Annotated in this window: 22 protein-coding genes; 12 read left to right on the top strand and 10 right to left on the bottom strand. The window is 58.4% G+C overall.

Annotated features, from left to right (window positions below; genetic code table 11):
• Positions 1 to 5: 5 nt before the first annotated feature.
• From B30_RS15605 to B30_RS15595, 3 genes are read right to left on the bottom strand one after another with little or no spacing between them, the layout of a single operon-like run.
• The gene (locus tag B30_RS15605) at positions 6 to 1,331 is read right to left on the bottom strand and encodes an MATE family efflux transporter (RefSeq protein WP_009573094.1); all 1,326 of its coding nucleotides are present in this window, start codon (positions 1,329 to 1,331) and stop codon (positions 6 to 8) included.
• Between the two features lies 1 nt (position 1,332).
• Entirely contained in the window at positions 1,333 to 1,830 is a 498-nt protein-coding gene (locus B30_RS15600; RefSeq protein WP_009573093.1) for a PaaI family thioesterase, read from the bottom strand.
• Positions 1,830 to 2,252 carry a PaaI family thioesterase gene (locus tag B30_RS15595; RefSeq protein ID WP_040402732.1) on the bottom strand — a complete coding sequence of 141 codons (423 nt, stop codon included), beginning with the start codon at positions 2,250 to 2,252 and terminating at the stop codon, positions 1,830 to 1,832. The genes B30_RS15600 and B30_RS15595 overlap by 1 nt, the downstream gene beginning before the upstream one ends.
• A gap of 175 nt (positions 2,253 to 2,427) precedes the next feature.
• On the opposite strand from B30_RS15595, the gene B30_RS15590 reads away from it, so the two are divergent.
• The 9 genes from B30_RS15590 to B30_RS15550 all read left to right on the top strand — a co-directional run bounded on the left by B30_RS15590 (position 2,428) and on the right by B30_RS15550 (position 11,718).
• The gene (locus B30_RS15590) at positions 2,428 to 3,609 is read left to right on the top strand and encodes a putative manganese transporter (RefSeq protein WP_009573091.1); all 1,182 of its coding nucleotides are present in this window, start codon (positions 2,428 to 2,430) and stop codon (positions 3,607 to 3,609) included.
• Positions 3,610 to 3,660: 51 nt separating this feature from the next.
• Positions 3,661 to 4,035: a MerR family transcriptional regulator gene (locus B30_RS15585; protein ID WP_009573090.1), complete on the top strand. Its 375-nt coding sequence runs from the start codon at positions 3,661 to 3,663 to the stop codon at positions 4,033 to 4,035.
• Between the two features lie 511 nt (positions 4,036 to 4,546).
• The gene (locus tag B30_RS15580) at positions 4,547 to 4,945 is read left to right on the top strand and encodes a MerR family transcriptional regulator (protein ID WP_040402689.1); all 399 of its coding nucleotides are present in this window, start codon (positions 4,547 to 4,549) and stop codon (positions 4,943 to 4,945) included.
• A 30-nt stretch (positions 4,946 to 4,975) separates the two neighbouring features.
• Positions 4,976 to 6,748, top strand: coding sequence for an acyl-CoA dehydrogenase C-terminal domain-containing protein (locus B30_RS15575; RefSeq protein WP_009573088.1), 1,773 nt, complete (start codon positions 4,976 to 4,978; stop codon positions 6,746 to 6,748).
• A gap of 97 nt (positions 6,749 to 6,845) precedes the next feature.
• Entirely contained in the window at positions 6,846 to 7,058 is a 213-nt protein-coding gene (locus tag B30_RS15570; RefSeq protein ID WP_040402686.1) for a hypothetical protein, read from the top strand.
• Between the two features lie 154 nt (positions 7,059 to 7,212).
• A complete protein-coding gene (locus tag B30_RS15565; RefSeq protein WP_009573086.1) occupies positions 7,213 to 7,854 on the top strand; it encodes a glutathione S-transferase family protein in 642 nt (213 codons plus the stop codon).
• A gap of 20 nt (positions 7,855 to 7,874) precedes the next feature.
• Positions 7,875 to 9,086, top strand: coding sequence for an acetyl-CoA C-acetyltransferase (locus B30_RS15560; protein ID WP_009573085.1), 1,212 nt, complete (start codon positions 7,875 to 7,877; stop codon positions 9,084 to 9,086).
• A gap of 2 nt (positions 9,087 to 9,088) precedes the next feature.
• Complete coding sequence (locus B30_RS15555) at positions 9,089 to 9,499, top strand: hypothetical protein (RefSeq protein ID WP_009573084.1); 411 nt, start codon at positions 9,089 to 9,091, stop codon at positions 9,497 to 9,499.
• 11 nt (positions 9,500 to 9,510) lie between these two features.
• Positions 9,511 to 11,718, top strand: a complete 2,208-nt coding sequence (locus B30_RS15550) for a 3-hydroxyacyl-CoA dehydrogenase NAD-binding domain-containing protein (protein ID WP_009573083.1) — start codon at positions 9,511 to 9,513, stop codon at positions 11,716 to 11,718.
• A 359-nt stretch (positions 11,719 to 12,077) separates the two neighbouring features.
• Here B30_RS15550 and B30_RS15545 read toward each other — a convergent pair whose 3' ends face one another.
• On the bottom strand, positions 12,078 to 12,743 hold the full coding sequence (locus tag B30_RS15545; protein ID WP_009573082.1) for a sulfotransferase family 2 domain-containing protein: 666 nt from the start codon (positions 12,741 to 12,743) through the stop codon (positions 12,078 to 12,080).
• Between the two features lie 172 nt (positions 12,744 to 12,915).
• Between B30_RS15545 and B30_RS15540 the strand changes: the two genes are divergently transcribed.
• Positions 12,916 to 13,935, top strand: coding sequence for a hypothetical protein (locus B30_RS15540; protein WP_009573081.1), 1,020 nt, complete (start codon positions 12,916 to 12,918; stop codon positions 13,933 to 13,935).
• A gap of 125 nt (positions 13,936 to 14,060) precedes the next feature.
• Here B30_RS15540 and B30_RS15535 read toward each other — a convergent pair whose 3' ends face one another.
• The 6 genes from B30_RS15535 to cdd form a co-directional block, all read right to left on the bottom strand.
• Positions 14,061 to 15,605: an SPOR domain-containing protein gene (locus tag B30_RS15535; protein ID WP_009573080.1), complete on the bottom strand. Its 1,545-nt coding sequence runs from the start codon at positions 15,603 to 15,605 to the stop codon at positions 14,061 to 14,063.
• 71 nt (positions 15,606 to 15,676) lie between these two features.
• Positions 15,677 to 16,309, bottom strand: coding sequence for a uracil phosphoribosyltransferase (gene upp, locus B30_RS15530; protein ID WP_009573079.1), 633 nt, complete (start codon positions 16,307 to 16,309; stop codon positions 15,677 to 15,679).
• Complete coding sequence (locus B30_RS15525) at positions 16,302 to 17,294, bottom strand: adenosine deaminase (protein ID WP_009573078.1); 993 nt, start codon at positions 17,292 to 17,294, stop codon at positions 16,302 to 16,304. Before B30_RS15525 ends, upp begins: the two co-directional genes overlap by 8 nt.
• Positions 17,291 to 18,502 (bottom strand): phosphopentomutase, encoded by a 1,212-nt coding sequence (locus B30_RS15520; protein WP_009573077.1) that lies wholly within the window; start codon positions 18,500 to 18,502, stop codon positions 17,291 to 17,293. The genes B30_RS15525 and B30_RS15520 overlap by 4 nt, the downstream gene beginning before the upstream one ends.
• On the bottom strand, positions 18,499 to 19,809 hold the full coding sequence (locus tag B30_RS15515; RefSeq protein ID WP_009573076.1) for a thymidine phosphorylase: 1,311 nt from the start codon (positions 19,807 to 19,809) through the stop codon (positions 18,499 to 18,501). Before B30_RS15515 ends, B30_RS15520 begins: the two co-directional genes overlap by 4 nt.
• Before the next feature lie 5 nt (positions 19,810 to 19,814).
• Positions 19,815 to 20,201, bottom strand: coding sequence for a cytidine deaminase (cdd, locus tag B30_RS15510; RefSeq protein WP_009573075.1), 387 nt, complete (start codon positions 20,199 to 20,201; stop codon positions 19,815 to 19,817).
• A gap of 350 nt (positions 20,202 to 20,551) precedes the next feature.
• On the opposite strand from cdd, the gene B30_RS15505 reads away from it, so the two are divergent.
• Together B30_RS15505 and B30_RS15500 are read left to right on the top strand one after the other, a co-directional pair.
• Positions 20,552 to 22,846: an NADP-dependent malic enzyme gene (locus B30_RS15505; RefSeq protein WP_009573074.1), complete on the top strand. Its 2,295-nt coding sequence runs from the start codon at positions 20,552 to 20,554 to the stop codon at positions 22,844 to 22,846.
• Positions 22,847 to 23,160: 314 nt separating this feature from the next.
• Positions 23,161 to 25,053, top strand: coding sequence for a propionyl-CoA synthetase (locus B30_RS15500; RefSeq protein ID WP_009573073.1), 1,893 nt, complete (start codon positions 23,161 to 23,163; stop codon positions 25,051 to 25,053).
• Positions 25,054 to 25,070 lie beyond the last annotated feature (17 nt).

Below are 25,070 nucleotides of genomic sequence, written 5' to 3'. Positions count from 1 at the left end.
CATCTTTAACCCACGCGCGTGGCCTGTGCCTCAAGCCCCGGATATTTCCACAAAAGCGTCGCACCCCGCGCGATATAGCTGACCATCAGCGCGGCCCAAAGACCGTGATTGCCGAACAACGGGATCATCAGGACCACGGCAATGACATAAGCCAAAAGCGACAGAATCATCATGTTGCGCATATCGCGGGTGCGGGTTGCGCCGATGAAAATCCCGTCCAACATCCAGGCCGCCAAGCCCAAAAGCGGGGCCAAAACCATCCATGGTAAAAACGCCCGCGCCGCAATGCGCACTTCGGGCGCGGTGGTCATGGTGTCGATGATCGCACCGCCAAAGACGGCAAAACCCAGCGCCAAAAGCCCAGAGGCAATCAGCCCCCAAAACGAGGCCAGCAAAGCGCCGCGCCGCAACGCCGCGCGCGAACGTGCGCCAAGTGCATGACCGACAATGGCCTCGGCAGAAAAGGCAAAGCCATCGAGGGCATAAGCGGTGATCTCGATAAACTGCATCAGGATTTGGTTGGCCGCCAAAGTGCGGTCGCCAAACCCGGCACCGAGAAAGGTAAAGCTGACCATGATGGCCAGCAGCAGCACGGAGCGGATCAAAATATCGGTATTGACCTTGGCCATATAGATCAGCCGCGCCCGGTCAAACACCCGCGCCCAGTCGCGCCAACTTGGCACGTTGAACGCATCGCGACAGAGCCAAAGCCCCATCATCGCACCGCTGACCTCGGCCAAAACCGTCGCCGTCGCCACGCCCTGAACCCCCCAGCCCAGCCCCAGCACGAACCAGAGGTCCAAACCGATGTTGAGCCCGTTCATCCACAATTGCAGCACCAAGACGCCACGGGTACGCTCCTGGGCGATCAACCAGCCGGTGATACCGTATAGCGCGATGGCAAAAGGCGCGGACCAAATGCGGATGGAAATATAACTGCGGGCAAGCCTTTCGACCTCGGGCGAGGCCGGAGACAGGCGAAAGGCGGCCCAAAGAATCGGCACCTGAAGCGCGATCAACGCGACACCGCCGACCACACCGATCATCAACGCGCGGGTCAAAAGGGCGGCCACTTCGCCCGTATCCGCGGCCCCGCGCGCCTGTGACACCAACCCGGTGGTGCCCATGCGCAAAAAACCGAAGAGCCAGTAAATTGACGCCAGAATAATCGCGCCAACCCCCACGGCCCCAATCGGTGCGGCCAGTCCCATTTGTCCCACCACGCCCGTATCCACCGCGCCAAGGATCGGCACGGTGGCGTTGGACAAAACGATGGGAATGGCGATTGTAAGGACCCGTTTGTGGGTCAGTGCCACCGATGCGTCAGTCATTTCAGGGCTGCACCTCAAGCTCGGGCATCAAGAAATGCCCCATGGCTTGTACGGTCGGTCGGGCCCGGTTGTCCTGCCACGCCTCCACCCGAACAGAGGCATAGCGCCGCCCCGCGCGGGTGATCTCGGCGCGAGCATAGGCATCGCGCGGCAGGCCGGAGCGCAGATAATCCACAGTTATATCGATGGTTTTTGGCAAGGCGGGCATCACCTCCACGCCCTCCCCCGCCTCCATCCGTGGCCAAATCAAAGACCAGCCCAGCGAAATGATCGCCGTGACCTCCAAAAACGCCGCCAAAGCCCCGCCATGCAGCGCAGGCAGGGTGGGATTCCCAATCAAATCAGGACGATATGGCATGATCGCGGTCAATTCATCGCCGCGCCGTTCAAATTCAAAACCCATAAAGGTGATATAGGGCACCCGCGCCACCAAGGCGGCAAGCGCCGCATCGCGCCGTTCTTTGACGACCTGGACGGGTTCGGGTTTGGCTCGCATCATCACGTACGCTCCACGGTAAAGGCCCCTGTGGCGGCGGCAACGGGGACATCGGAGGTTCCATCATTGGCCGACACCCGCACGAAAGCGACGGAGCGGGTCATGTGGTAACAAATCGCATGGGCGGTGATGGTCGCGCCGGGTTTGGCGGCGCGCATGTAATCTATTCTCAGATCAATCGTAGCGGTCGCCGGCCCTGATTTCGGATGGCTCATAACGGAGGCCCCGGCGCATGTGTCCATCAAGGCCGACACCGCGCCACCATGGATCACGCCCGTGTCCGGGTCGCCGATCAGCGCTTCGGAGTAGGGCATAAAAATCTCTGCCTCCCCCTGACCGATCGAATCAAGTTTCATGCCAAGCGCCCGGCAGTGCGGCAAGGCTTCGATGAATTGGCGGGCAATTTTTGTACGTTCTTCGGTCATAAAAGGCTCATTGGAGACGGCTGATTGACTGTGCACAGCGGTGCTTTTGGGCGGCGGCGGGCAAAACTCGACCCTTTGGGCATGGGTTTGCATAATGTGGCTTGCAACACGGGCTGCAAGGTTTATCTTCTGCAATTAAGAATGACTTGCAACTAACCCCACGGAAGTTTCCCGCATGACCAACATTGCCCGCCCCAATGAAGCCCGCGTCGAAGCCCGCGTCGCGGTGCCCAATACAGTGCCACTGGCAAAACTGGCGATCCAGCGGCCACTGCGTTTCAAACGTATCATCATCGCCCTCGCTTTTGTCGCGCTGGCATTGGCCCCAGCCCCGCTTGGCGCGCTTACCCGAGCACAAATGACCGACGCCTTCACCCAGGTCTCCGCTTTTGTCGCCGCCACATTGTTGTTGTTTTACGGCGCGGAGCGTGTGTTTCGGTTTAGTATGGGCGAAGCGCTCAAAGGGGCGAGATGGATGCAGGTGCCACTCGCCTCCCTGCTGGGCGCGACCCCCGGATGTGGCGGCGCGGTGATTGTGATCGCAGCCTATTCCAGCGGCAATGTCGGCTTTGGTGCAGTGGTGGCGACACTCACGGCGACCATGGGCGACGCGGCGTTTTTGTTGATCGCCACCCGACCCGATGCGGCGCTTGTGGTCCTGCCATTGTCTTTCGCCACGGGCATTCTGTTTGGCTGGTTGGTGGATGTGCTTCATCCCAACGGCGTGACGCGCAGCGCAGGCTCCGCCTGTGAGTTGGCACCTCGGATTGGCCGCATCCGTCCGCGCGACATCGCCTATCTCGTCCCGCTCTTCCCCGCACTTGCCGTTGGTGTCGCACAATTGGCACAGATCGAACTTACCACCCTGTTCGGCATCCCGATCACCGTCTTCGCGCTGATCGGCACGGGCATGGGTCTGGTGATTTGGGTCCTCTCGCCAGTTCAGGCAATGACTCACCCGGACGATGCACCGGTGACGCGTATGGCTGAGGAAACCTCATTTATCTCGGTCTGGGTGATCGGGGCCTATCTGACCTATGAATATGCGGCGCAGTTTTTGGGTCTGGACCTTGCTGCGTTGTTTTCCTCGATCGCGCCACTGTTGCCCCTGATCGCCATTCTGATCGGATTCATCCCCGGTTGCGGCCCGCAGGTTTTGGTCACAACACTCTATATCAACGGGCTGATCCCCTTTGCAGCGCTTTTGGGCAATGCGATTTCCAACGATGGCGACGCTTTGTTCCCCGCCATCGCGTTGGAACCGCGTGCGGCCGTGCTGGCCACCGCTTATACTGCAATCCCGGCCTTGATCCTCAGCTATGTCGTTTACTATGGTTTCCCAAACGTTCTGAATTAAGTTGCGAAACTAAACCCATCAGTTTAGATGCGACGTGAGGAGAGTGAAGCCATGTCTGACCAACGTCTCACGTTTAAGGAAATGTGCGCGCAGTTCGATGTGACGCCGCGCACCCTGCGATATTACGAGTATATCGAATTGCTGGCCCCCGAAAAGGAAGGCCGGTCACGGTTTTACACCCCGCGCGAACTGGCGCGGATGAAACTGATTCTTCGGGGCCGTCGCTATGGGTTTTCACTCGAAGAGATTCGCCAATGGCTGTCGATCTACGAAGAAGAAGGCACCGATGCGCAATCGGCGGCCTTTATCGACTTGGCAGATCGTCAACTTCAAGCGCTGACAGAACAACGTCAGGACCTCGACAAGGCGATTGATGAGCTCAAGAAACTGCGCGCAGACACTCTGGCGGGTGGCAAACCCGCCTGAGGGCCGCCGCACCCTCATACCCAAAATGACCCTAAGGCGCTGCAAATGTTACGCCGCCGCCGTGGTGTGGCCTTCCAGTCTTGTGACCTTCCATGCATTGTGATGAATGCCTATGACGATACTCATGCGCCTTGCGGGCAAATGCGCGCCCTTACGACGCAACGTCTTTGGCGGGAAAAGCCCAGAGATTGCATTTTGACGGCACTCAGCCGCAATGCCTAACACCCCAGAATTGGACCAAAACCCAAAGCGCTTTAATATCAATTTTAGCTGATATTTTCTTTACTTTTGAACAATTCCCCAAACCGTTTGCAATCAATCTGTCGAATGAATATCTTTTTGACTGAGACGATCCGACGCGCAAAACTTGCCTGATCGGAAGTGACGCCACGTTTCGATTAAAGAGATGGGCAAGAAGCGAATAGGATGGGGCGAAGGCAGAACTTCGCGCGCCCCACAGTCGGTATGTGGACCATATCCACCGCTGACGGGAAACGGAGTAAACCGCCCGATGACGAAAGAGGTAATGACCATCCGCGAAATGTGTGAGGCGTTCGACGTAACGCCGCGCACCTTGCGCTTCTATGAGGCCAAAGAACTGATCTTTCCGATCCGCGAGGGACAGAAACGCCTGTTCACCAAACGCGATCGGGCTCGTTTGAAACTGATCATGCGGGGCAAAAAATTTGGCTTTTCTTTGGAAGAGATCCGGCAATTGCTTGATCTGTTCTCAGAGAACGACGGAGGGGTGGTGCAGCTACGCGAGACGTTAAAGGCGTATCGCGTTAAGCTTGCGGGGATGGAGGAGCAAAAACAACTGCTCCTCAGTGTCATGGCCGATTTGGAGCATGAGATTGAGTTCGCCGAAACCGAACTTGAGAAACAGACACGCGAGGGCACAAAAAGCTGACCTCGCGAGACACGCAAAGGGAGATCAGCCATGCCGAGCTACACGGCGCCAACAAAAGACATTCAATATGTTCTGCACGATGTGTTGAACATTTCGAACTCCGAGGTGCCGGGCTACGCCGACCTCGATCGCGAATTTACCGAAGCCATTTTGGACGCTGCGGGCCAATTGGCCTCCGAAGTGATTGCGCCGTTGAACACGGTGGGCGACACAGAAGGCTGTACGTTTGAGAACGGGGTGATCACCACGCCGACCGGGTTCAAAGCGGCCTTTGAACAAGTCAAGGAAGGCGGCTGGCCGGGGCTCGATCTGCCAGAAGAATACGGCGGCCAAGGTCTGCCCTATCTGATCAGCACCGCCGTGGGCGAATTGTTTTCCGGCGCGAACCAAGCCTTCACCATGTATCAGGGCCTGACCCATGGCGCGGCGTCGGCGATTTTGGTGCATGGCACCGAAGATCAAAAAGCCACCTACCTGCCGAAAATGACCTCCTGCGACTGGACCGGGACGATGAACCTGACGGAGCCGCATTGCGGCACCGATCTGGGCCTGATGCGCACCAAGGCCGAGCCGCAGGACGACGGCTCCTACAAGATCAGCGGCCAAAAGATTTTCATCTCGGCGGGCGATCACGACATGTCCGAGAACGTCATCCACCTTGTGCTGGGCAAGATCGTTGGCGGGCCTGAGGGGATCAAGGGCGTGTCGCTGTTCATCGTGCCGAAGTTTTTGGTCAACGAAGATGGCTCCCTAGGCGCGCGCAATGGCGTGTCCGTTGGCTCCATCGAAGAGAAAATGGGCATCCACGGCAACTCGACCTGCGTGATGAACTATGACGAAGCGACGGGGTATCTTTTGGGCGATATGCATAAAGGCATGCGCGCGATGTTCACCATGATGAACGAGGCGCGTTTGGGCGTCGGCATGCAGGGCCTCGCCCAAGCCGAAGCCGCCTACCAAAACGCCGTGATTTACGCCAAAGACCGGCTTCAGGGCCGCGCTGTCACCGGTGCCGAAAACCCCGAAGGCCCGGCCGATCCGCTGATCGTGCACCCGGACATCCGCCGCAACCTGATGGATCAAAAGAGTTTTATCGAGGGCGCGCGGGCCTTTATGCTTTGGGGCGCGCAACTGATTGATGCGGGTCACAAAGGCGGCGACACCGCCGCAGAGGGCCTCGTGTCCTTGATGACGCCGGTGCTCAAAGGGTTCCTCACCGACAAAGGCTATGAGGCGACCGTGAACGCGCAACAGGTCTATGGCGGCCATGGCTATATCGAAGAATGGGGCATGTCCCAATTCACCCGCGATGCCCGAATTGCGATGATCTATGAGGGCGCGAACGGCGTTCAGGCGCTGGACCTCGTGGGTCGCAAATTGGCGCAGGACGGTGGCAAACACGTCATGGCCTTCTTTGACATGGTCAAAACCTTCTGCAAGGAGAACGGCGACGGCGACATGGCGGAATTTGTTGATCCGCTCAAAGCCGCCTCGAAAGACCTTCAGGGCGCGGGCATGTATTTCATGCAAAACGGCATGAAAAACCCGAACGCGGCACTGTCTGGCTCCTATGACTTCATGCATCTGTTTGGCTATGTCTGCCTTGGTCTGATGTGGGGTCGGATGGCGAAAACCTCGCTCACTGCGCTGGCCAATGGCACCGACGATCCCGAGTTCCACAAAAACAAACTGATCACCGCGCGCTATTACATGGCCCGTTCGCTGCCGATGACCGGCACGCTGTTGAAACGGATCGAATCTGGTGCCGATCCGGTGATGGCGCTGGCCGCCGAAGCGTTCTAAACTCGGGTCACCTTGATCTTTTGGCCCCTCGCCCGGATGTCGGGCGGGGGGTCTTTTTGTGTGTCGGCCCAAATGGGCCAAATGACGGAGCGTAACCATGCCCAAGCGCTTTAGAATGACGCGGCGTTTTCCTGTTTCTATGACCGAAGATGGCTATCGTCGTCTCAAACGGTTCGCAAGGGAGGCGGGACTGGATGAGGGAGAGGCTTTGTCTTTCCTGTTCGAAAATTTCACCTCCGTCATAAACGAAGACAACCTTGAACACCGGATGCGGTTGTTCAATGCAGATTTGGAGAAGAGGAAAAAATGACCCACACCGCGCCCCTTGTCAGAGCTTGCGTTTTGACGCCCCTGCTGCGCGGTGAGTATTTTTCCAACGATGAAGCTGAGGCACATCGAACCTTTGCAATGCGCCTGTTCTGCCCCCATGTTTGGGTCAACGTTGCAGCACAAGGATCGGACAGATGACGGCACAGCTCTATTGCTTTGGTGAAAGCGGGCATTCCTACAAAGTGGCCTTGACCCTGACCTTGGCAGAGCTGCCGTGGGAGCAGGTCTATGTCGATTTTTTCAACGGTGAATCGCGCAGCGATGCGTTTCGCGCGCTCAATCCGATGGGCGAATGCCCGGTCTATGTCGACGGGGATCTGACCCTGACGCAATCGGGCGTGATCCTGACTGAGTTGGTCAAAAGGACCGGGAAATTTGGCGGCGCGACTGAGGCCGAGCAACGCGAAGTGTTGCGCTGGGTGCTCTGGGACAACCACAAAATGTCCGCACAGGTCGGCATGACCCGGTTTTTGATGAACTTTGTACCGGAGGACAAACGCCCACAAGAGGTCATCGCCTTTATGCAAGGTCGGTTGAAATCTGCCTATGCCACCCTGAATAGCGCTTTGGCGGATCGCGATTGGGTTGCGGGTACGACAGGCCCGACCATCGCGGATTTTTCCTGTTGTTCTTACCTGTTCTACCCCGAACCCTTTGGGTTTGTGCGGGCCGATTGGCCCAATATTGACGCTTGGCTGGGGCGGATCGAAACCCTGCCCGGCTGGAAACACCCTTATGATATGATGCCCGGCTCCCCCATGGACCGGGCCCAGTGACGACGAGTTGGAGGATCTGAATGACTGACGCATATATTTATGACGCCGTGCGAAGCCCGCGCGGCAAGGGGCGCAAGGACGGTTCCCTACACGAGGTGACATCCGCGCGCCTGTCCGCGCAAATCCTGAACGCGGTGAAAGAGCGCAACGGTTTGGACGGTCATGCCGTCGAGGATGTGATCTGGGGGAACGTGACCCAGGTTGGCGAACAGGGCGGCTGTTTGGCACGGACCGCCGTTTTGGCCTCCGATCTGGATCAATCCATTCCGGGCCTCGCCATCAACCGCTTTTGCGCTTCGGGCATGGAGGCAGTGAACATCGCCGCCAACCAGATCAAAGGCGGCGCGGGCATGGGATACATAGCCGGTGGTGTCGAAATGATGGGCCGGGTTGCGATGGGCTCGGATGGTGCAGCAATCGCCGTCGATCCGGCCTTGGCGATGAAAACCTATTTCGTGCCACAAGGTATTTCGGCGGACATCATCGCCACCGAATATGGCTTTACCCGCGAACAGGCCGACACTCTGGCCGTGCTGTCGCAAGACCGCGCCGAGGCGGCTTGGAAAGACAGTCGCTTTGCCAAATCCATTGTTCCGATCAAAGACATCAATGGCCTGACCATCCTTGATCACGACGAATACATGCGCCCCGGCACCACGGTCGAGGCGCTTGGCAATCTGAAAGCCTCGTTCAAAGACATGGGCGAAGTGATGCCCGGCTTTGATAAGATCGCGATGATGAAATACCCGCATCTTGAGGCGATCAACCACATCCACCATGCGGGCAACTCGTCCGGTATCGTCGATGGCTCCGCCGCCGTTTTGATCGGCAACAAAGAGTTTGGTGAGAAATGGGGCCTCAAGCCCCGCGCGCGCATCCGTGCGACGGCAAAAATCGGCACCGACCCGACGATCATGTTGACTGGCCCCGTGCCCGTGACCGAAAAAATCCTGCGCGACAGCGGCATGTCGATTTCGGACATCGACCTGTTTGAGGTCAACGAGGCCTTCGCCGCCGTGGTGATGCGCTTTATGCAGGCATTTGATGTCGATGACAGCAAAGTCAACGTCAACGGCGGCTCCATCGCCATGGGCCACCCGTTGGGCGCGACAGGCGCGATCATCATTGGTACACTTCTTGATGAATTGGAACGCACTGGCAAAGGCACAGGCCTTGCCACGCTGTGTATCGCCTCGGGCATGGGGGCGGCGACGATTATCGAAAGGATCTAAATGTGAATGAGGCGGAGTTCCGGGCGTTCCTTGACGACATTTCAACCTGTTTTACCACGGGTGATTTCGACACTTGGGCCAACCGTATCCTCCTGCCTTTTTCCATGGTGCAAAAACGAGGCCCCGTGATGTTTCAGACCCGCCACGAGTTGAAAGCGGATTTCGACCTTTACCTTCAGGCTTGTGAAATCATGAAGCTGGACGAAATCTACCGCCGCCCGATCTCGCTTGAGGACTGTCACGACGGGACTTTTATCGCAACCTATGAGACACAACTGTTGAGCCACGGCCAGCGTGCGACGGCACCTTATACCGCCTCCGCACTGATCCATGCCACAGAGGACGGCTACAAAATGTCGTCGATCCTCAACGCGCTTGGACACCAAGCCTGGACCGGAACCAGCCCCGCATGAGAGGGAAGAGAATGACTGATTTTCACTATAGCGTAGACAGCGACGGCGTGGCCGTCATCACTTGGGACATCGCCAACAAAAGCATGAATGTGCTGTCCATCGCGGGCATCAGCGAATTGAACGACTGTGTCGATCAGGCGCTGGCGGACGAAGCCGTCAAAGGCATCGTGATCACCTCCGGCAAGGTGGATTTTGCCGGCGGCATGGATTTGAACATCATCGCCAAAATGCGCGATGACGCAGGGGCCGAGCCCGCGAAGGGCCTGTTTGAGGGCATCATGTCGATGCACGCCATCCTGCGCAAAATCGAACGCGCGGGCATGGACCCGAAAACCAACAAAGGCGGCAAACCGATTGCCTCCGCCCTGCCCGGCACGGCGCTTGGCATTGGCTTGGAATTGCCTTTGGCGACGCACCGCATCTTTGTGGCCAACAACCCTAAGGCCAAAATCGGCCTGCCGGAAATCAAGGTCGGCATCTTCCCCGGCATGGGCGGCACCACGCGTGTATCGCGCCTCTTGGGGGCGATGGCGGCGGCTCCGATCCTGTTGGAAGGTCGGATGTTGGACCCGATCAAAGCCAAATCTTTGGGCCTTGTGCATGAGGTGGTTGAACCTGCCGAACTGCTGGCCAAAGCCAAAGAGTGGGTTTTGAACGCAACAGACGCGGACATCCTGAAACCATGGGACGCGAAGGGGTGGAAAATGCCCGGCGGCGCGCCCTATCACCCGGCGGGTTTCATGACCTTTGTTGGCGCATCTGCCATGGTCAATGGCAACACGATGGGCGTTTATCCGGCGGCCAAGGCGTTGCTCTCGGCGGTCTATGAAGGCGCCATGGTGCCCTTTGACACCGCGATCAAAATCGAGGCGCGTTGGTTCACCAATGTGTTGTTGAACCCGTCGTCCTCCAACATGATCCGCTCGCTGTTCATCAACAAAGAGGCACTTGAAAAAGGCGCGAACCGCCCGGATGTGGCCGATCAAAAGGTCAGGAAACTCGGCGTTTTGGGCGCGGGTATGATGGGCGCGGGCATTGCCTATGTCTCCGCCAATGCGGGCATTGAGGTCGTGTTGATCGATCAAAAACAGGAGGCCGCAGACAAGGGCAAAGCGCTGTCGGAAAGCATCCTCGATAAAGGCATCTCCCGTAAAAAAGTGACTGCGGAAAAGAAAGAATCCGTGCTCGCCAACATCACCGCCACCACTGATCTGGACGCGCTCAAGGGCTGTGATTTGATCGTCGAAGCGGTGTTTGAGGACATCGGCGTCAAGGCGGAAATGACCAAAAAGGTCGAAGCCATCGTTGGCCCGGACTGTGTTTTCGCCTCCAACACCTCGACCCTGCCAATTACTGAACTGGCCAAGGCCTCCGTGCGCCCGGATCAGTTCATCGGCATCCATTTCTTTAGCCCGGTCGACAAGATGCTTTTGGTCGAGATCATCAAAGGCAAAGAGACCGGCGATGTGGCCGTGGCCAAGGCGCTCGATTTCGTCCGCCAGATCCGCAAAACCCCGATCGTCGTCAATGACGCGCGCTTTTTCTACGCCAACCGTTGCATCATCCCCTACATCAACGAAGGGGTGCGGATGGCCGCCGAGGGCGTTGAATTGCCGCTGATCGAGAATGCCGCAAAACTTCTGGGCTTCCCGCTTGGGCCGCTTCAGTTGATTGACGAAACCTCCATCGACCTCGGCGTGAAAATCGCCAAAGCGACCAAAGCCGCCATGGGTGACGATTACCCGGACGAGGCGGTGGACGAGGTGGTGTTTTGGATGTTCGATCAGGGCCGTTTGGGCAAAAAAGCCAACGCGGGCTTTTATGACTACGACGACAAAGGCAAACGCGGGATGCTTTGGGACGGGTTCACCGCCGAGTACCCGACAGCGGACGTCCAACCCGAGCTTGACGAAGTGCAACACCGGTTGTTGATGGCACAGGTGTTGGAAGCGGTGCGCGCGCTTGAGGACGGCGTGTTGACCGACATTCGCGAAGGCGATGTGGGTGCGATCCTGGGCTGGGGCTTTGCGCCGTGGTCGGGTGGTCCGTTTGCCTGGCTCGACATCATCGGGGCGGCAAAGGCCGTTGAAATCTGTGACAACCTCACAGCCACCCACGGCCCGCGCTTTGAAACCCCGGCTCTGTTGCGTGAGATGGCCGATACAGGTCAGTCATTCTATGGCCGTTTGGGTGCGGGCGTAGACAGCAAGGCCGCGTGATCACCCGTTGATCTCGCCCAATCTTTCAACCGCGCGCCCCAAGGCGCGCGGTTTTCATTTGGAGCCCTTTAAATACAGATCAGACAAACACATTCCTCAGACACTTCGGCAATGAGTGATGTCTGTCGGCACTCGTCGCGGCGGGGGAACGCACGAAACCGACCGATGCGGCCCGTCAGGGCATTGGAGGCGCGCTCTTCGATGCAACACGCCCTGCGGCAAAAGAGGCTGGCCTGCCGAAGATTGACGCGACAATCGGCGCGCAGAACCACCACGGTCTTGCCTATTCCGCGGCCATGGGGTTTCGAATTTACGAAACGTCCGACGGAGCTGTACGAAAAGCGTTTCGCGTGACGTGATCATGCCCCCGGCAAGACGGCATCAAACCGATAGCCGAAGCGTTCAATATCCTCGCGCGCGCGCCGCGAGACGGTCTCCGCGTCTGCGTCCGAATAGTAGCTCTGATAGGCCCGCGCTCGTAGCGATGCGTTGACGCGGGCGATTGGGGAGAGATCGAAACCGACGTGCGCCCAGAACGGTGCAAGATCGGCGTCGAGAGCCTCCAGTCGCACATAGAGCGTGGCGCGCTCGCGCCCGGCCCCGTCGGTCATATAGCCGCGATACGGCATCGAGAGGGACGCAAGCGTTTCTGGCGCATTCAGAAACGTCGTGAAGTCGGATGCCTTTGCCAGGCGCACCGCCGGGTGATCCCACTGTTGCACCTGTAACCAATGGTAATAGGACACGATCCGGTCCCAGGGATTGCGCACGAGGGTGAAGATGAAATAGTCGTCAAACGCCTCACGCGCCACGACACCCTCAATATCCGCAAGCCGGGAATGTTTCCACAACCGACCCTGAGCCGACAGCGATTTGACCCGCGGTCGCCGCTTGACCGCCTTCGGCGTGTCCCCGATCAGAATGTCATCGGCCATGGCACGCGCCTCCAACGCCAGCGACAGCGCCGTCCCCCCGGTTTTGGGAATATGAACAAAGATATAGGAGCGGCCGGATGAGATAATCATGGCACCACTTTATACGGTTTTTTCAGTATCTGAATCCCGAAATGCGAAAACACCCCTCAATCCCTGACAAAGCTATGGTGGTTTTACATCCCACTTGAGTCGCAGTGATTGTCGCCCCTGACAATCCACGATAGATTGGCGGCAATAGATATAATGAAAGAGCAGCTCGCGCATGATCGCGCTCACCGAATTCGACCGGCTCGAAGCCAGCGCCCTGTGGCGACCCGAGGGAGACAGCCAGCGGGTCGAGGTGATTGTGTCCGTCGGCGAAGCGACGCTGACCCTGTCTGACATCACGGGCCGTGCGTTGACCCATTGGTCTTTGCCTGCGGTCATCCGGGTCTCGCCTCCCGGCGAACGCCCTGTCACCTTTGCCCCGGCCCCTGACACAGATGAACAGGTCGAGATCGACGATGAGCTGATGATTGAGGCCATCGGACGCATCCACCGCGCCATTGATCGCGCCCGCCCGCATCCCGGTCGGCTGCGCGGCGCGATCTATGTCGGCGTTGCTCTGGCCGCCCTCGGACTGGCACTGTTTTGGTTACCCGGCGCGCTCATTCGACAAACCGTGTCCATCGTGCCAACTGTGACTCGGGCCGAAATTGGCGCCGGACTTTTGGACCGCATCCAACGTCTCTCCGGCGCACCCTGCGACACCGCCCATGGCGCGCGCGCACTCGAACGCCTGAAAACCCGGCTGTTTCCCAAGGGGGGCGGGCAAATCGTGGTGGTGACCAGCGGTGTGGCCGCGTCTCAACATCTGCCCGGCGGCATCCTGCTTTTGAACCGCGCCTTGGTCGAGGATCACGAAGACCCGGATGTTGTGGCCGGCTATGTGCTTGCGGAATTGGAACGCGCCGCCGAACACGATCCGCTGGATCGGCTGTTGCATGAGGCGGGCTTGATGGCCTCGATCCGGCTTTTGACCACCGGACATCTGTCGGAAGAAGTGCTTGACGCTCATGCCGAAAGCCTGTTGACCGCGCCGTCGGCGGACCCTGACATGGACCGGCTCATCGCGCAATTCGCCCGCACCCAGGTCCATAGTGCGCCCTACGCCTATGCGCTCGACATCACGGGAGAAACCGTGCTGCCGCTGATCGAAGCGGACGGCGTTCAGATCACCGAGACCCGCCCCGTCTTGTCCGATGGCGACTGGGTTGCACTGCAAGGGGTTTGTGGCGGTTAACGCAGTGTCACATGGGGTTAATTCCCTGTCGCATAACCCGTTAACAGCCCGTCACAAAAGAAAACCCCCGCCAAATGCGGGGGATTCTTTTATTTTTATTATTGTTCTGCCTCGTTAACTCAACGCTATTTGCGTGCGAATGCGTCCCCATAGCCAGCCCCGCGGACCGACGCTAAAGCGGACATGGTTTGTTCAGGCCGGGCAAATGGACCGGCCAAAACAATCTTAAGGGGCTTGCCGTTGCGCGTTAAGACTTGCGACGAAACGGGGAAACCCATGGACGACAAACGCGCGATTGAGCGTTTGGCGTTTTCAGGCACACCAAATGTACCAACTTGAACGTAACGCAAACCGGGCTGAACAGCTTGCCCCGGCGCTTGTGCCGCCGGTGTCCGGGTTGGCACCTCGGATTTGGTCGACACACGGGCCGGAGCCTCATAGACTGGCGCCGCTGGAGCGCGCGCCACTTGTGCCGTGGTTTTGGATTTGAATGGCGATCCGAACAGCCATTCCCAGAATGTCTTTTTGCGCGGCGCATAAAGATCATAAGCTGGAGTGGTTTGGGTCCAGATTTGCGCCATCTGAAGATCGCCGCGCGCGGTGATCGGCCCGCGATAAGGATTTAAACGCCCGTCACTCCATGCTTGCGTATACCCGGCGGGCAATGTCATTGGCACGGGCTGCGGCAAAGCATAGGGGTCAATCCCCGCCGCGCGCGCCACTTGCACCGTATTGGAATTTTGGGTCGACAGGCGGGTTGCAGTCCGGTTCTGAATATAGGCTGACGGATGCTGAGCTTGCGGACCGCAACGCACGGCATAACGCCCGCCCGTATTCATATATTGCGCCGCATTGCCGCTCAGGCCCGCACATTGCGTAGCCATCATATCGGGTGCTGCACTAGCCATCATCATCGGCGCTTGCACCGCAGCTACATAGGTCGGTGTCGGGGCCACCATGACCGGGGCTTTCTTCACCGGGATGCGCACCAATGTCGGCTCGGTCAGGGTCCTGCGACTGCCATCTGCGGTCCGCACCGTCACGCCCGCAGGCAGACGTTTGAGGATATATTCGACTCCGCCCGTGTCACAGCGCAACTCGCCGCCGGACATGGTCGCCACGCAGCCGCGATCCCCAACAGCTTTGCCAATCAACCGATCCAGCGACGGCAAAGATGGTGCTTGTACGGTTTGCGCCACGGATAAGGGCGCAGGGACAGCCGCGTTCGGGACCGTTTTGGGCGGGGTCGCTTTGGGCGGGACTGCGGTCGTCGCCATGGCCACAGGCGTCGTGGGTTTCACCAGTGTCTTGGGCGCGGCAGGTTTTATAGGGGTCGCTGCGGCAACTTGGGTCTGTGCCGGTGCCTCAACCGGATCAGGGATCACCGGCAGCTTGTTCGTGACTGACTCAAATGTCGGCTTGAACCCGCAAAGCACGCGACGATCCCGGCTGACGCGGGGCACCCATTGCACCCCATCACCATATCCGGCGCGCACATAGACACAGCCGCGACTGTCGACATACTGCGTACCCTTAAAGGAGGTCGGTGGAAACTCCGCAGGCTCATCCGCAGTATAGAGCGCCTTTGCCTCGGCACCCCAAACGCCAAGGCTCGCCCCGCCCAACATCGCGATCAGCGCCGCGCCGGAAATCGTTCTCAAAGCCTGCATTATCTGGCCCCACACAAGATATTGTGTACAGCCTACCCTAGAAGTGATTCGCTGTTAAGGGGGGAAATCGCTTATTTTGTGCCAAACATGCGATCGCCCGCATCCCCTAGCCCAGGAACAATATATCCATGGTCATTGAGGCATTCATCTACAGCCGCTGTCACGATCGGCACGTCTGGATGCGCCTCTTTCATGCGCTTGATGCCCTCAGGCGCTGCCAAAAGGCACAGAAACCGGATATTCGTCGCCCCGGCCGCTTTCAATTTGTCAATCGCAGCCACAGAAGAATTGCCCGTCGCCAACATCGGATCGACTGCAATCACCAAACGATCGCCCAAATCTTCGGGCACTTTGAAATAATATTCGACCGGCTGAAGCGTCTTCTCATCACGATAGAGCCCCACAAAGCCCACGCGCGCCGAAGGAATGAGTTCGAGAATACCATCCATCAACCCGTTGCCAGCCCGCAGGATCGAAATCAGCGCCAGCTTTTTACCATCCAGCGTTGGCGCGTCCATCTCCATCACCGGGGTCTGGATCGTCTTGGTTGTCATCTCCAATTCGCGCGTGACCTCATAGGCCAAAAGCAAGGAAATCTCGCGCAACAACTGCCGAAATCCCGCCGTCGACGTGTCCTTATCGCGCATGATGGTGAGTTTGTGCTGAACAAGCGGATGGGTCACAACGGTCAGATGATCAAGCATTGGTTTGCTCCAGTTTTTTAGCAACGACCTCTCGGGTCGCGTCATCACAAAAGGCCGCCGCAAGCGCAACCTTATTCAACTCCATGAAATCCTCGGCCTCCCAACCAAAGGTCTCAGACAAACGGTCAAATTCACGCCGCATCGTGGTGTGGAAAAACGGCGGGTCATCGGTGGAAATGGTGACTTTCACGCCGCGCTTGCGCAGCTCGGATATGGGATGATCCGACCATGCCGGATAGACGCCAAGCACCACATTGGACCCCGGACAGACCTCCAAAACAATGCCCGCTTCGGCAATCTCATCGACGAGCGCCAAATCTTCGATGGCACGCACACCGTGGCCGATACGTTCGACTTTGAGATCACGAATGGCGTCGCGGACGCTGTCCGGCCCGCCCCACTCGCCGGCATGGGATGTGAGCCGCAGCCCCGCCTCGCGCGCCATGTCAAAGGCATAGGTAAAATCACCCTGTGTACCCATCGCCTCGTCGCCCCCCATGCCAAAGCCGGTGACAAATCCGCCAACGGTTTCCGCCGCACAGAGTGCAGTTTTCTTGGCTTGATCCGGGCCGAAATGGCGCACACAGGTCGGAATTGCGCGCATCACGATCCCCGCCTCTCGCTCCATTTCATCGGCGGCCTGCCCGATCGCCGCAACATAATCCCGCCACGCGCCCACATCGCCACCACCGCAAAAATCCGGAGCCAGAAAGCTCTCGGTGTAGATCACATTGGAGGCCGCGCTTTCCTCAAGCACAGCGCGGGTCAGGCGGTAGTAATCCTGCGGCGTCTTTAACACCGACGTCGCCGCTTCATAGACTTTGAGAAAATCCCAAAAGTCTTTGTATTTATAGGCCCCTTTTTCATCAAAAATCCCCGAAAGATCGGTCTTTTTCTCCGCCGCCAAGCCGCGAATGAACGCGGGTGGGGCAGCGCCTTCGAGATGCATATGCAGCTCAATTTTAGGCAGATCAGAGACGCTCATAGAAAACTCCTTCCGGGGCCTTGGGCGGCGATGCCCAGATGCTCGGCAAGAGAGGCCGCCACATCGGTAAATGCCACAGGGCCAATAGGTTTCACCCCCAAACCATAGCCCAATACCGGCACCTGTTCACGGGTGTGATCTGTGCCGGGCCAGGTCGGGTCATTGCCGTGATCGGCGGTAAAAATCAAAAGATCTCCCGGACGCGCGCGCTCATAGAGCCGCGCCATTTGGGCGTCGAACCATTCAAGATGGCGGGCATAGCCGGAGACATCGCGACGATGACCATAAAGACTGTCGAATTCGACGAAATTGGCAAAGGTAAACGACCCGTCGGGGGCCTCCTCCATCACATCGCACAGATGATCAAACAGCACCGCATCCGTGCCTTTGCGAACCTCATCAATGCCCTGCATAGAGAAAATGTCTCCAATCTTTCCAATCGCATAAACGGACCGACCCGCCGCTTTCGCCCAATCGCAAATCGTCGGGGCGGGCGGAGCTATCGCGTAATCATGACGGTTTCCGGTGCGTGAAAACCCGTCTTTGACTGTGCCGACAAAGGGACGGGCGATGACCCGGCCCACCTTCATTTTATGCAGGACCGGAGCGATGTCCTGGCACAGTTTCAAAAGTCGATCGAGGCCAAAATGCGCTTCGTGGGCGGCAATTTGAAATACGCTATCGGCGGAGGTGTAGCAAATCGGCCATCCGGTCTCGATGTGCTGTGCGCCCCATTCTTTGATCACCTCGGTGCCCGAGGCATGACAATTGGCCAATGTACCGCCCGCGCCGCAAAGCTCGGCCACCTGATCCATCAGATCCTGTGGAAAAGATGGCAGGGTCGGCGGGAAATAATGCCAGTCCCACGGCACCGGAACCCCGGCCAATTCCCAATGGCCCGAGGGGGTGTCTTTGCCCGGCGAGACCTCTGCGGCAACGCCGTAAAGCCCCTCCGGCATGGCGGTCAGACCGGGAGCCGGATCAGAGGTGGCGTGACCCATTGCGGCCCCAAGCCCAAGCGCATCGAGATGCGGGATATGAAGCGGGCCTGAGCGCCCCTCTTCGGCGCGGCCCGCGGCGCAGGCGGTCGCAATATGGGCGATTGTATTGGCGCCCTCATCGGGCAAATCGCCGTTGAAAAACGCACCTGCATCCGGCGCGCCGCCAAGGCCGACGGAATCCATCACAATCAAAAATGCACGCGTCATGCTGTTACCTTTTCATATACCAATGGCGGCTCATCGGGCGCCTCGTCCACGATCGGGATCGCGGCGCGGATCGCGGCTTCGGCCCGGTCGGCTTCCTCAGGCGTGCGTGCGTGAATCGTTGCGATCAACGCATCTTTGACCATCTCATCGCCGATCAAACAGCAATTTGAAATGCCCACAGCCGGGTCTATTTTTTCGCCGCCCTGAAGACGCCCTCCGCCCAAATGCACCACAGCCATGCCCAACGCATAACCATCCATCGTGCCAACAAAACCGGGTTTCAGAGCCGCAACATCACGCACAATCGGTGCCGACGGCAGGCGGTCGCGCCAATGATCTACGAAATCGGACGGCCCGCCCAGTTCAGCAATCATGCGGCCAAACCTTTCGGCGGCGGAGCCATCGGTCAACGTATCGCGCACCGCCCAAGTGGCTTGATCAACATCGTCCGCCAACCCCGCCAACACCAACAATTCCCCGCCCAACGCGCAGGTGACATCACATAGGATATTGTCCACCTCGCCCGAGGTCATGGCCTCCATCACCGCCATAAGTTCCAAAGCATTGCCCATCTCCGGGCAAAGCGGTTGGTTCATGTCGGTGATCAGGGCGGAGGTTCTGCACCCTGCCCCATTGGCCGTATTGACAAGGCTTTGCGCCAAGGCCCGCGCGTCCTCTGGCGTTTTCATAAATGCGCCGGAACCACATTTGACGTCCAACACCAAGGCATCCAACCCGGCAGCGAGTTTTTTCGAAAGGATCGAGGCGGTGATCAGGTCGATACTTTCGACCGTGCCGGTGACATCGCGAATGGCGTAAAGCCGTTTGTCAGCGGGGGCGATCGACCCGGTGGCGGAGACCACGGCACAGCCAACCCGTTCGACGATCTGATGAAACCGCGCGTCGGAGACCTCGGTCTTGAGGCCCGGAATGGCTTCAAGTTTGTCCAATGTGCCGCCGGTGTGGCCAAGGCCCCGGCCCGACACCATCGGCACATAGGCCCCCAAAGCGGCCAAGGCGGGGGCGAGCAATAAGGAAACGCAATCGCCAACGCCGCCAGTCGAATGTTTGTCGATCGCAGGTGCCGGCAAATCCCATTTCATCACCGCACCACTGTCACGCATCGCAAGTGTCAAAGCCACCCGTTCGGGATCGGACATGCCGTTCAACAATGCGGCCATGGCGAAGGCCCCAGCCTGGGCATCGGTGACTGCGCCAGAGGCCAAGCCTTGGGCAAACCAAGCCAGCTCCTCTTGGGTCAGGACCCGTTTGTCCCGCAGCTTTTCGATCACTTGGCGCGCGTCCATCAGTTTCATTCCATATAATCGGGGGTGAAGGCACCGGGCAAAAGCTGCTCGACGGTCATGGTCAACACTTTGCCGGACATGGACCCCATGGTAACCGTCACCGACGGATCGGCAAACTCGCGCAGCTTTTGGCGGCAGCCACCGCAGGGCGGCGTGGGCTCTTGGCTTGATCCGATCACGGCGACCTCTGTGATCACCGTTTCGCCCCCCGCGATCATCGCAGCAATGGCTCCGGCTTCGGCACAGGTGCCCTCCGGGTAGGCGGCGTTTTCGACGTTCACGCCGGTGAACACCGCGCCCGAAGGCGTACGGATCGCCGCACCAACTTTGAAGTTTGAATAGGGCGCATAGGCCATTTCGCGGATTTTGGCGGCATCTTCGAGCAGGGTCATTGCAAAACGGGACCTTATTTTGGCGATATATGGTGACATTTTTTAAAGCTTGGTCAAGATTGCGCGCCTGTACCACAAGATGCAAGTGGGATGCGCCTGCGGCGGGTGCGCATCGTGCAATTTGCCCCCGATCTGCGGAAAAGCGCCGCAAAGAGGTGTAATGTTTGCGCTAACGTCACCAATCTTTGCACTACGGCGGTCAAACACCTCTTGCGTGAAACCCTGTGCCGGGCGTAGACGCAGAGAACAGCATGATGTGACGTTGGGTCACAGTATTTAGTTTAACATTAAACTACATCAAAACCCAAGACGCCGAACCAGACGATCAAGACGCAGGAAGGGAAATGCCAATGACCTCGGACACCCGCACGGATAGCCGCAACAACAGCCTGAGACAGGCGGCTTTGGACTATCACGAGTTCCCAAAGCCGGGGAAATTGGAAATCCGAGCGACCAAACCAATGGCCAATGGCCGCGATCTGGCGCGTGCCTATAGCCCCGGCGTGGCCGAAGCCTGCTTGGAAATCAAGGCCGATCCCTCCACCTCCTCGCGCTACACCTCGCGCGGCAATCTTGTGGCCGTGGTCACCAATGGCACTGCCGTTCTGGGCCTCGGCAACATCGGCCCCGCCGCTGCAAAGCCGGTGATGGAAGGCAAGGCGGTCCTGTTCAAAAAATTCGCCAACATCGACTGTTTCGACATTGAGCTGGATGAATCTGACCCGGTAAAACTGGCCGAAATCGTCTGCGCACTGGAGCCGACCTTTGGCGCGATCAACCTTGAAGACATCAAAGCGCCGGATTGCTTTATCGTTGAACAATTGTGTCGCGAGAAGATGAACATCCCGGTGTTTCACGACGACCAACATGGCACGGCCATCGTCGTCGGCGCCGCCGCGACCAATGCGTTGCGGGTCACCAACAAAAAATTCGAAGACATCAAAGTGGTCTCAACCGGCGGCGGTGCGGCCGGGATTGCTTGTCTGAATATGCTTTTAAAACTGGGTCTTAAGCGAGAAAACGTTTGGCTGTGCGACATTGCGGGTCTTGTTTATGAGGGCCGCACCGAAGAGATGACACCGCAAAAGGCCGCCTTCGCGCAAAAGACCGACCTGCGCACGCTGGATGATGTGATCGAGGGCGCGGACCTGTTTCTTGGCCTCTCCGGCCCCGGTGTTTTGAAGCCCGAAATGGTCGCCAAAATGGCGCGCCAGCCGATTGTGTTTGCGCTGGCCAACCCGACCCCGGAAATCCACCCCGACGAGGTCAAAAAGGTTGCGCCCGACGCGATCATCGCCACCGGACGTTCGGATTATCCCAACCAAGTCAACAACGTGCTGTGTTTCCCGTTCATCTTTCGCGGTGCGCTTGATGTGGCGGCAACTGAGATCAACGACGCGATGCAAATTGCTTGCATCGAAGGCATCGCCGCCCTCGCCCGCGCCACAACCAGCGCCGAAGCTGCCGCTGCCTATCAAGACGAGCGGATGGAATTTGGCCCGGAATATCTGATCCCAAAACCGTTTGACCCGCGCCTGATGGGCGTTGTCGCCTCCGCCGTGGCCAAGGCCGCGATGGAAAGCGGCGTGGCAACCAAACCCGTGCCGGACATGAAGGCCTACAAGGACGCGTTGGATCATTCGGTGTTCAAATCGGCGCTGATCATGCGCCCGGTTTTTGCCGCCGCCTCGCAGGCCGAACGCCGCATCGCCTTTGCCGAGGGCGAAGACGACCGCGTGCTGCGCGCCGCCCAAGCGATGATCGAGGAAACCACTGACAAACCGATCCTGATCGGCCGTCCCGAAGTGATCGCGGTGCGCGCCGAACGGGCCGGTCTGAAAATCCGCCCCGGCGTGGATTTCGAGATCGTGAACCCGGAAAACGACAGCCGCTACAAACAATATTGGCAGGCCTATCACAAACTGATGGAGCGCAAGGGTGTGACTCCAGATCTGGCCAAGGCGATCATGCGCACCAACACCACCGCGATTGGTGCGATCATGGTGCATCAGGACCACGCAGACAGCATGATTTGCGGCACCTTTGGACAATACCTGTGGCACCTGAACTACGTGACACAGATTCTCGGCACCAAGGAACATCAACCTGTGGGGGCGCTTTCTCTGATGATCCTCGAAGACGGGCCGCTGTTCATCGCTGATACCCATGTCCACACGGAGCCGACGCCGGAACAGATCGCCAAAACGGTCATCGCCACCGCGCGTCACGTCCGCCGCTTTGGCATTGAACCCAACATTGCGCTGTGTTCGCATTCGGAATTCGGCAACCTGCAATGCACGACCGGGCGGCACATGCGCGAGGCGCTTGAGATCCTCGACAGCGAACCGCGCGACTTTATTTACGAAGGCGAAATGCACATCGACAGCGCTCTGACCCCGGATTTGCGCGCCCGCAACTTCCCGCATTCGCGCCTTGAGGGTCCGGCCAACGCGCTGATCTTTGCGATTGCCGATGCGGCCTCTGGCGTGCGCAACATTTTGAAAACCAAGGGCGGCGGGCTGGAAGTGGGTCCGATCTTGATGGGCATGGCCAACCGCGCCCATATCGTGACCCCCTCGATCACCCCGCGCGGGCTTTTGAACATGTCCGCCATGGCGGGTACGCCGGTGGCGCATTACGGGTAAGCTGCCGCAGGCGACAGCTTTGACATCCGCGGTTACTTTTGCAAACCGCTCCGACACGTTCGGGGCGGTTTTTGTTTGCAATACGGTGCCCCAAATCAAAACTTTGCAAACCACTTTTATATAGGAGTTTGCGAAATTTATGTAAACTTTTTCAACAGGGTCTGCTAACAACAGCCCCGGAGCGGGCATGCCCATCTGCCCGAAGCGGGCATTGCCCCTGTGCGTGACGCCAGTGACATTCCATCGCAGCCTAACTGCCTTGTAAGGAATCGCACACAGCGCCATTCACGCCGTGTCAGCGAGGAGGACGCAAAGTGGCATACAAAGATATTTATGACGGCTGGAAAGCAGACCCAGAGGCCTTTTGGATGCAGGCGGCCGAAGAGGTGCATTGGTACAAAAAACCATCCAAAGCCCTCTTTGACGAAAACGCACCGATTTACGAATGGTTCTCGGATGGCCTGACCAACACCTGCTACAACGCAGTGGACCGTCATGTGGAGGCCGGTCGCGGCGATGAGATCGCGATCATGCACGAAAGCCCGATCACCCACGCAACCAAGGGCATCACCTATAAAGAGCTTCAGGCGCGCGTGTCCTCGCTTGCGGGTGCGCTTAAAATGCGTGGTGTGGAAAAGGGCGATCGCGTCATCATTTACATGCCGATGATCCCCGAAGCGCTTGAGGCGATGTTGGCCTGTGCCCGCATTGGTGCGGTACATTCGGTGGTGTTTGGCGGCTTTGCGGCGCATGAATTGGCGGTGCGGATTGATGACTGTACGCCCAAGGCGATCATTGCCGCCTCTTGTGGTTTGGAGCCGAACCGCGTGGTCCATTACAAACCGCTTTTGGACAAAGCCATTGATATGGCCGAACACAAACCTGAATTCTGCGTGATCTTCCAACGCGAACAAGAGGTGGCCAAACTGATCGACGGTCGCGATTTTTCGTGGCACGGCTTCCAATACGGCGTCAAACCCGCCGACTGTGTGCCCGTCGAGGGCAACCACCCGGCCTATATCCTTTATACCTCCGGCACCACGGGACAGCCCAAAGGCGTTGTGCGCGCCACGGGCGGGCATCTTGTGGCGCTCAATTGGACGATGAAGAACATCTACAACATCGAGGCGGGGGATCGGTTCTGGGCGGCCTCCGATGTGGGCTGGGTCGTCGGCCACAGCTATATTTGCTACGGCCCACTGATCAAGGGCGCACAAACCATTGTGTTTGAAGGTAAACCAATCGGCACGCCCCATGCGGGCGTGTTCTGGCGGATCATTCAAAACCAACGGGTGAAATCGTTCTTTACCGCACCGACTGCCCTGCGCGCGATCAAACGCGAAGACCCGAATGGCGACTGGATCAAGCGCTACAAGCTGCATGATCTTCAGGCGATCTTTCTGGCGGGCGAACGGGCCGACCCGGACACGATCAAATGGGCGCAGGAAAAATTCGGCGTGCCGGTGATTGACCACTGGTGGCAGACCGAAACCGGCTGGGCGATTGCCGCCAACCCGCTTGGGATCGAAGAGCTTCCGGTCAAGATCGGCTCACCCTCTGTGGCCATGCCGGGCTATGAGATCGAAATTCTCGACGAAGCCGGGCATCCAGTCAAAGACGGCGACCTTGGCGCTATCGCGATCAAATTGCCACTCCCGCCGGGGACTTTGCAAAACCTGTGGAATGCCGAGGAGCGGTACAAAAAATCCTATCTCACCACCTTCCCGGGCTATTACGAAACGGGTGATGCCGGGATCAAGGATGCGGACGGCTATGTCTACATCATGGCGCGCACCGATGACGTGATCAACGTCGCCGGGCACCGCCTGTCCACTGGCGCGATGGAGGAAGTGCTGTCCAACCACCCGGATGTGGCCGAATGTGCCGTCATCGGCGTGGCGGATCAGCTTAAGGGTCAATCTCCGCTGGGCTTTTTGTGCCTGAACTCCGGCTGCACCAAGGATCACGCCACCATCGTCAAAGAGGTCGTCACGGCAGTCCGCAATGAAATCGGCCCGGTGGCCGCATTCAAATTGGCCTGCGTCGTTGATCGTCTGCCGAAAACCCGCTCGGGCAAAATCCTGCGCGGGACGATGGTCAAGATTGCGGACAACCAACCCTATAAAATGCCCGCGACCATCGACGATCCGGCCATTTTGGACGAAATCAAACTGGCGCTTCAGGGGCTTGGATATGCAAAAGGGTAAATTTTAAGCAAAAAGGG

Source organism: Celeribacter baekdonensis B30, from assembly GCF_000299875.1.
Taxonomy (GTDB): Bacteria; Pseudomonadota; Alphaproteobacteria; order Rhodobacterales; family Rhodobacteraceae; genus Celeribacter; species Celeribacter baekdonensis_A.
Note: the sequence above shows the minus strand (reverse complement) of the source record. Positions and strands in the feature narration are given on the sequence as shown.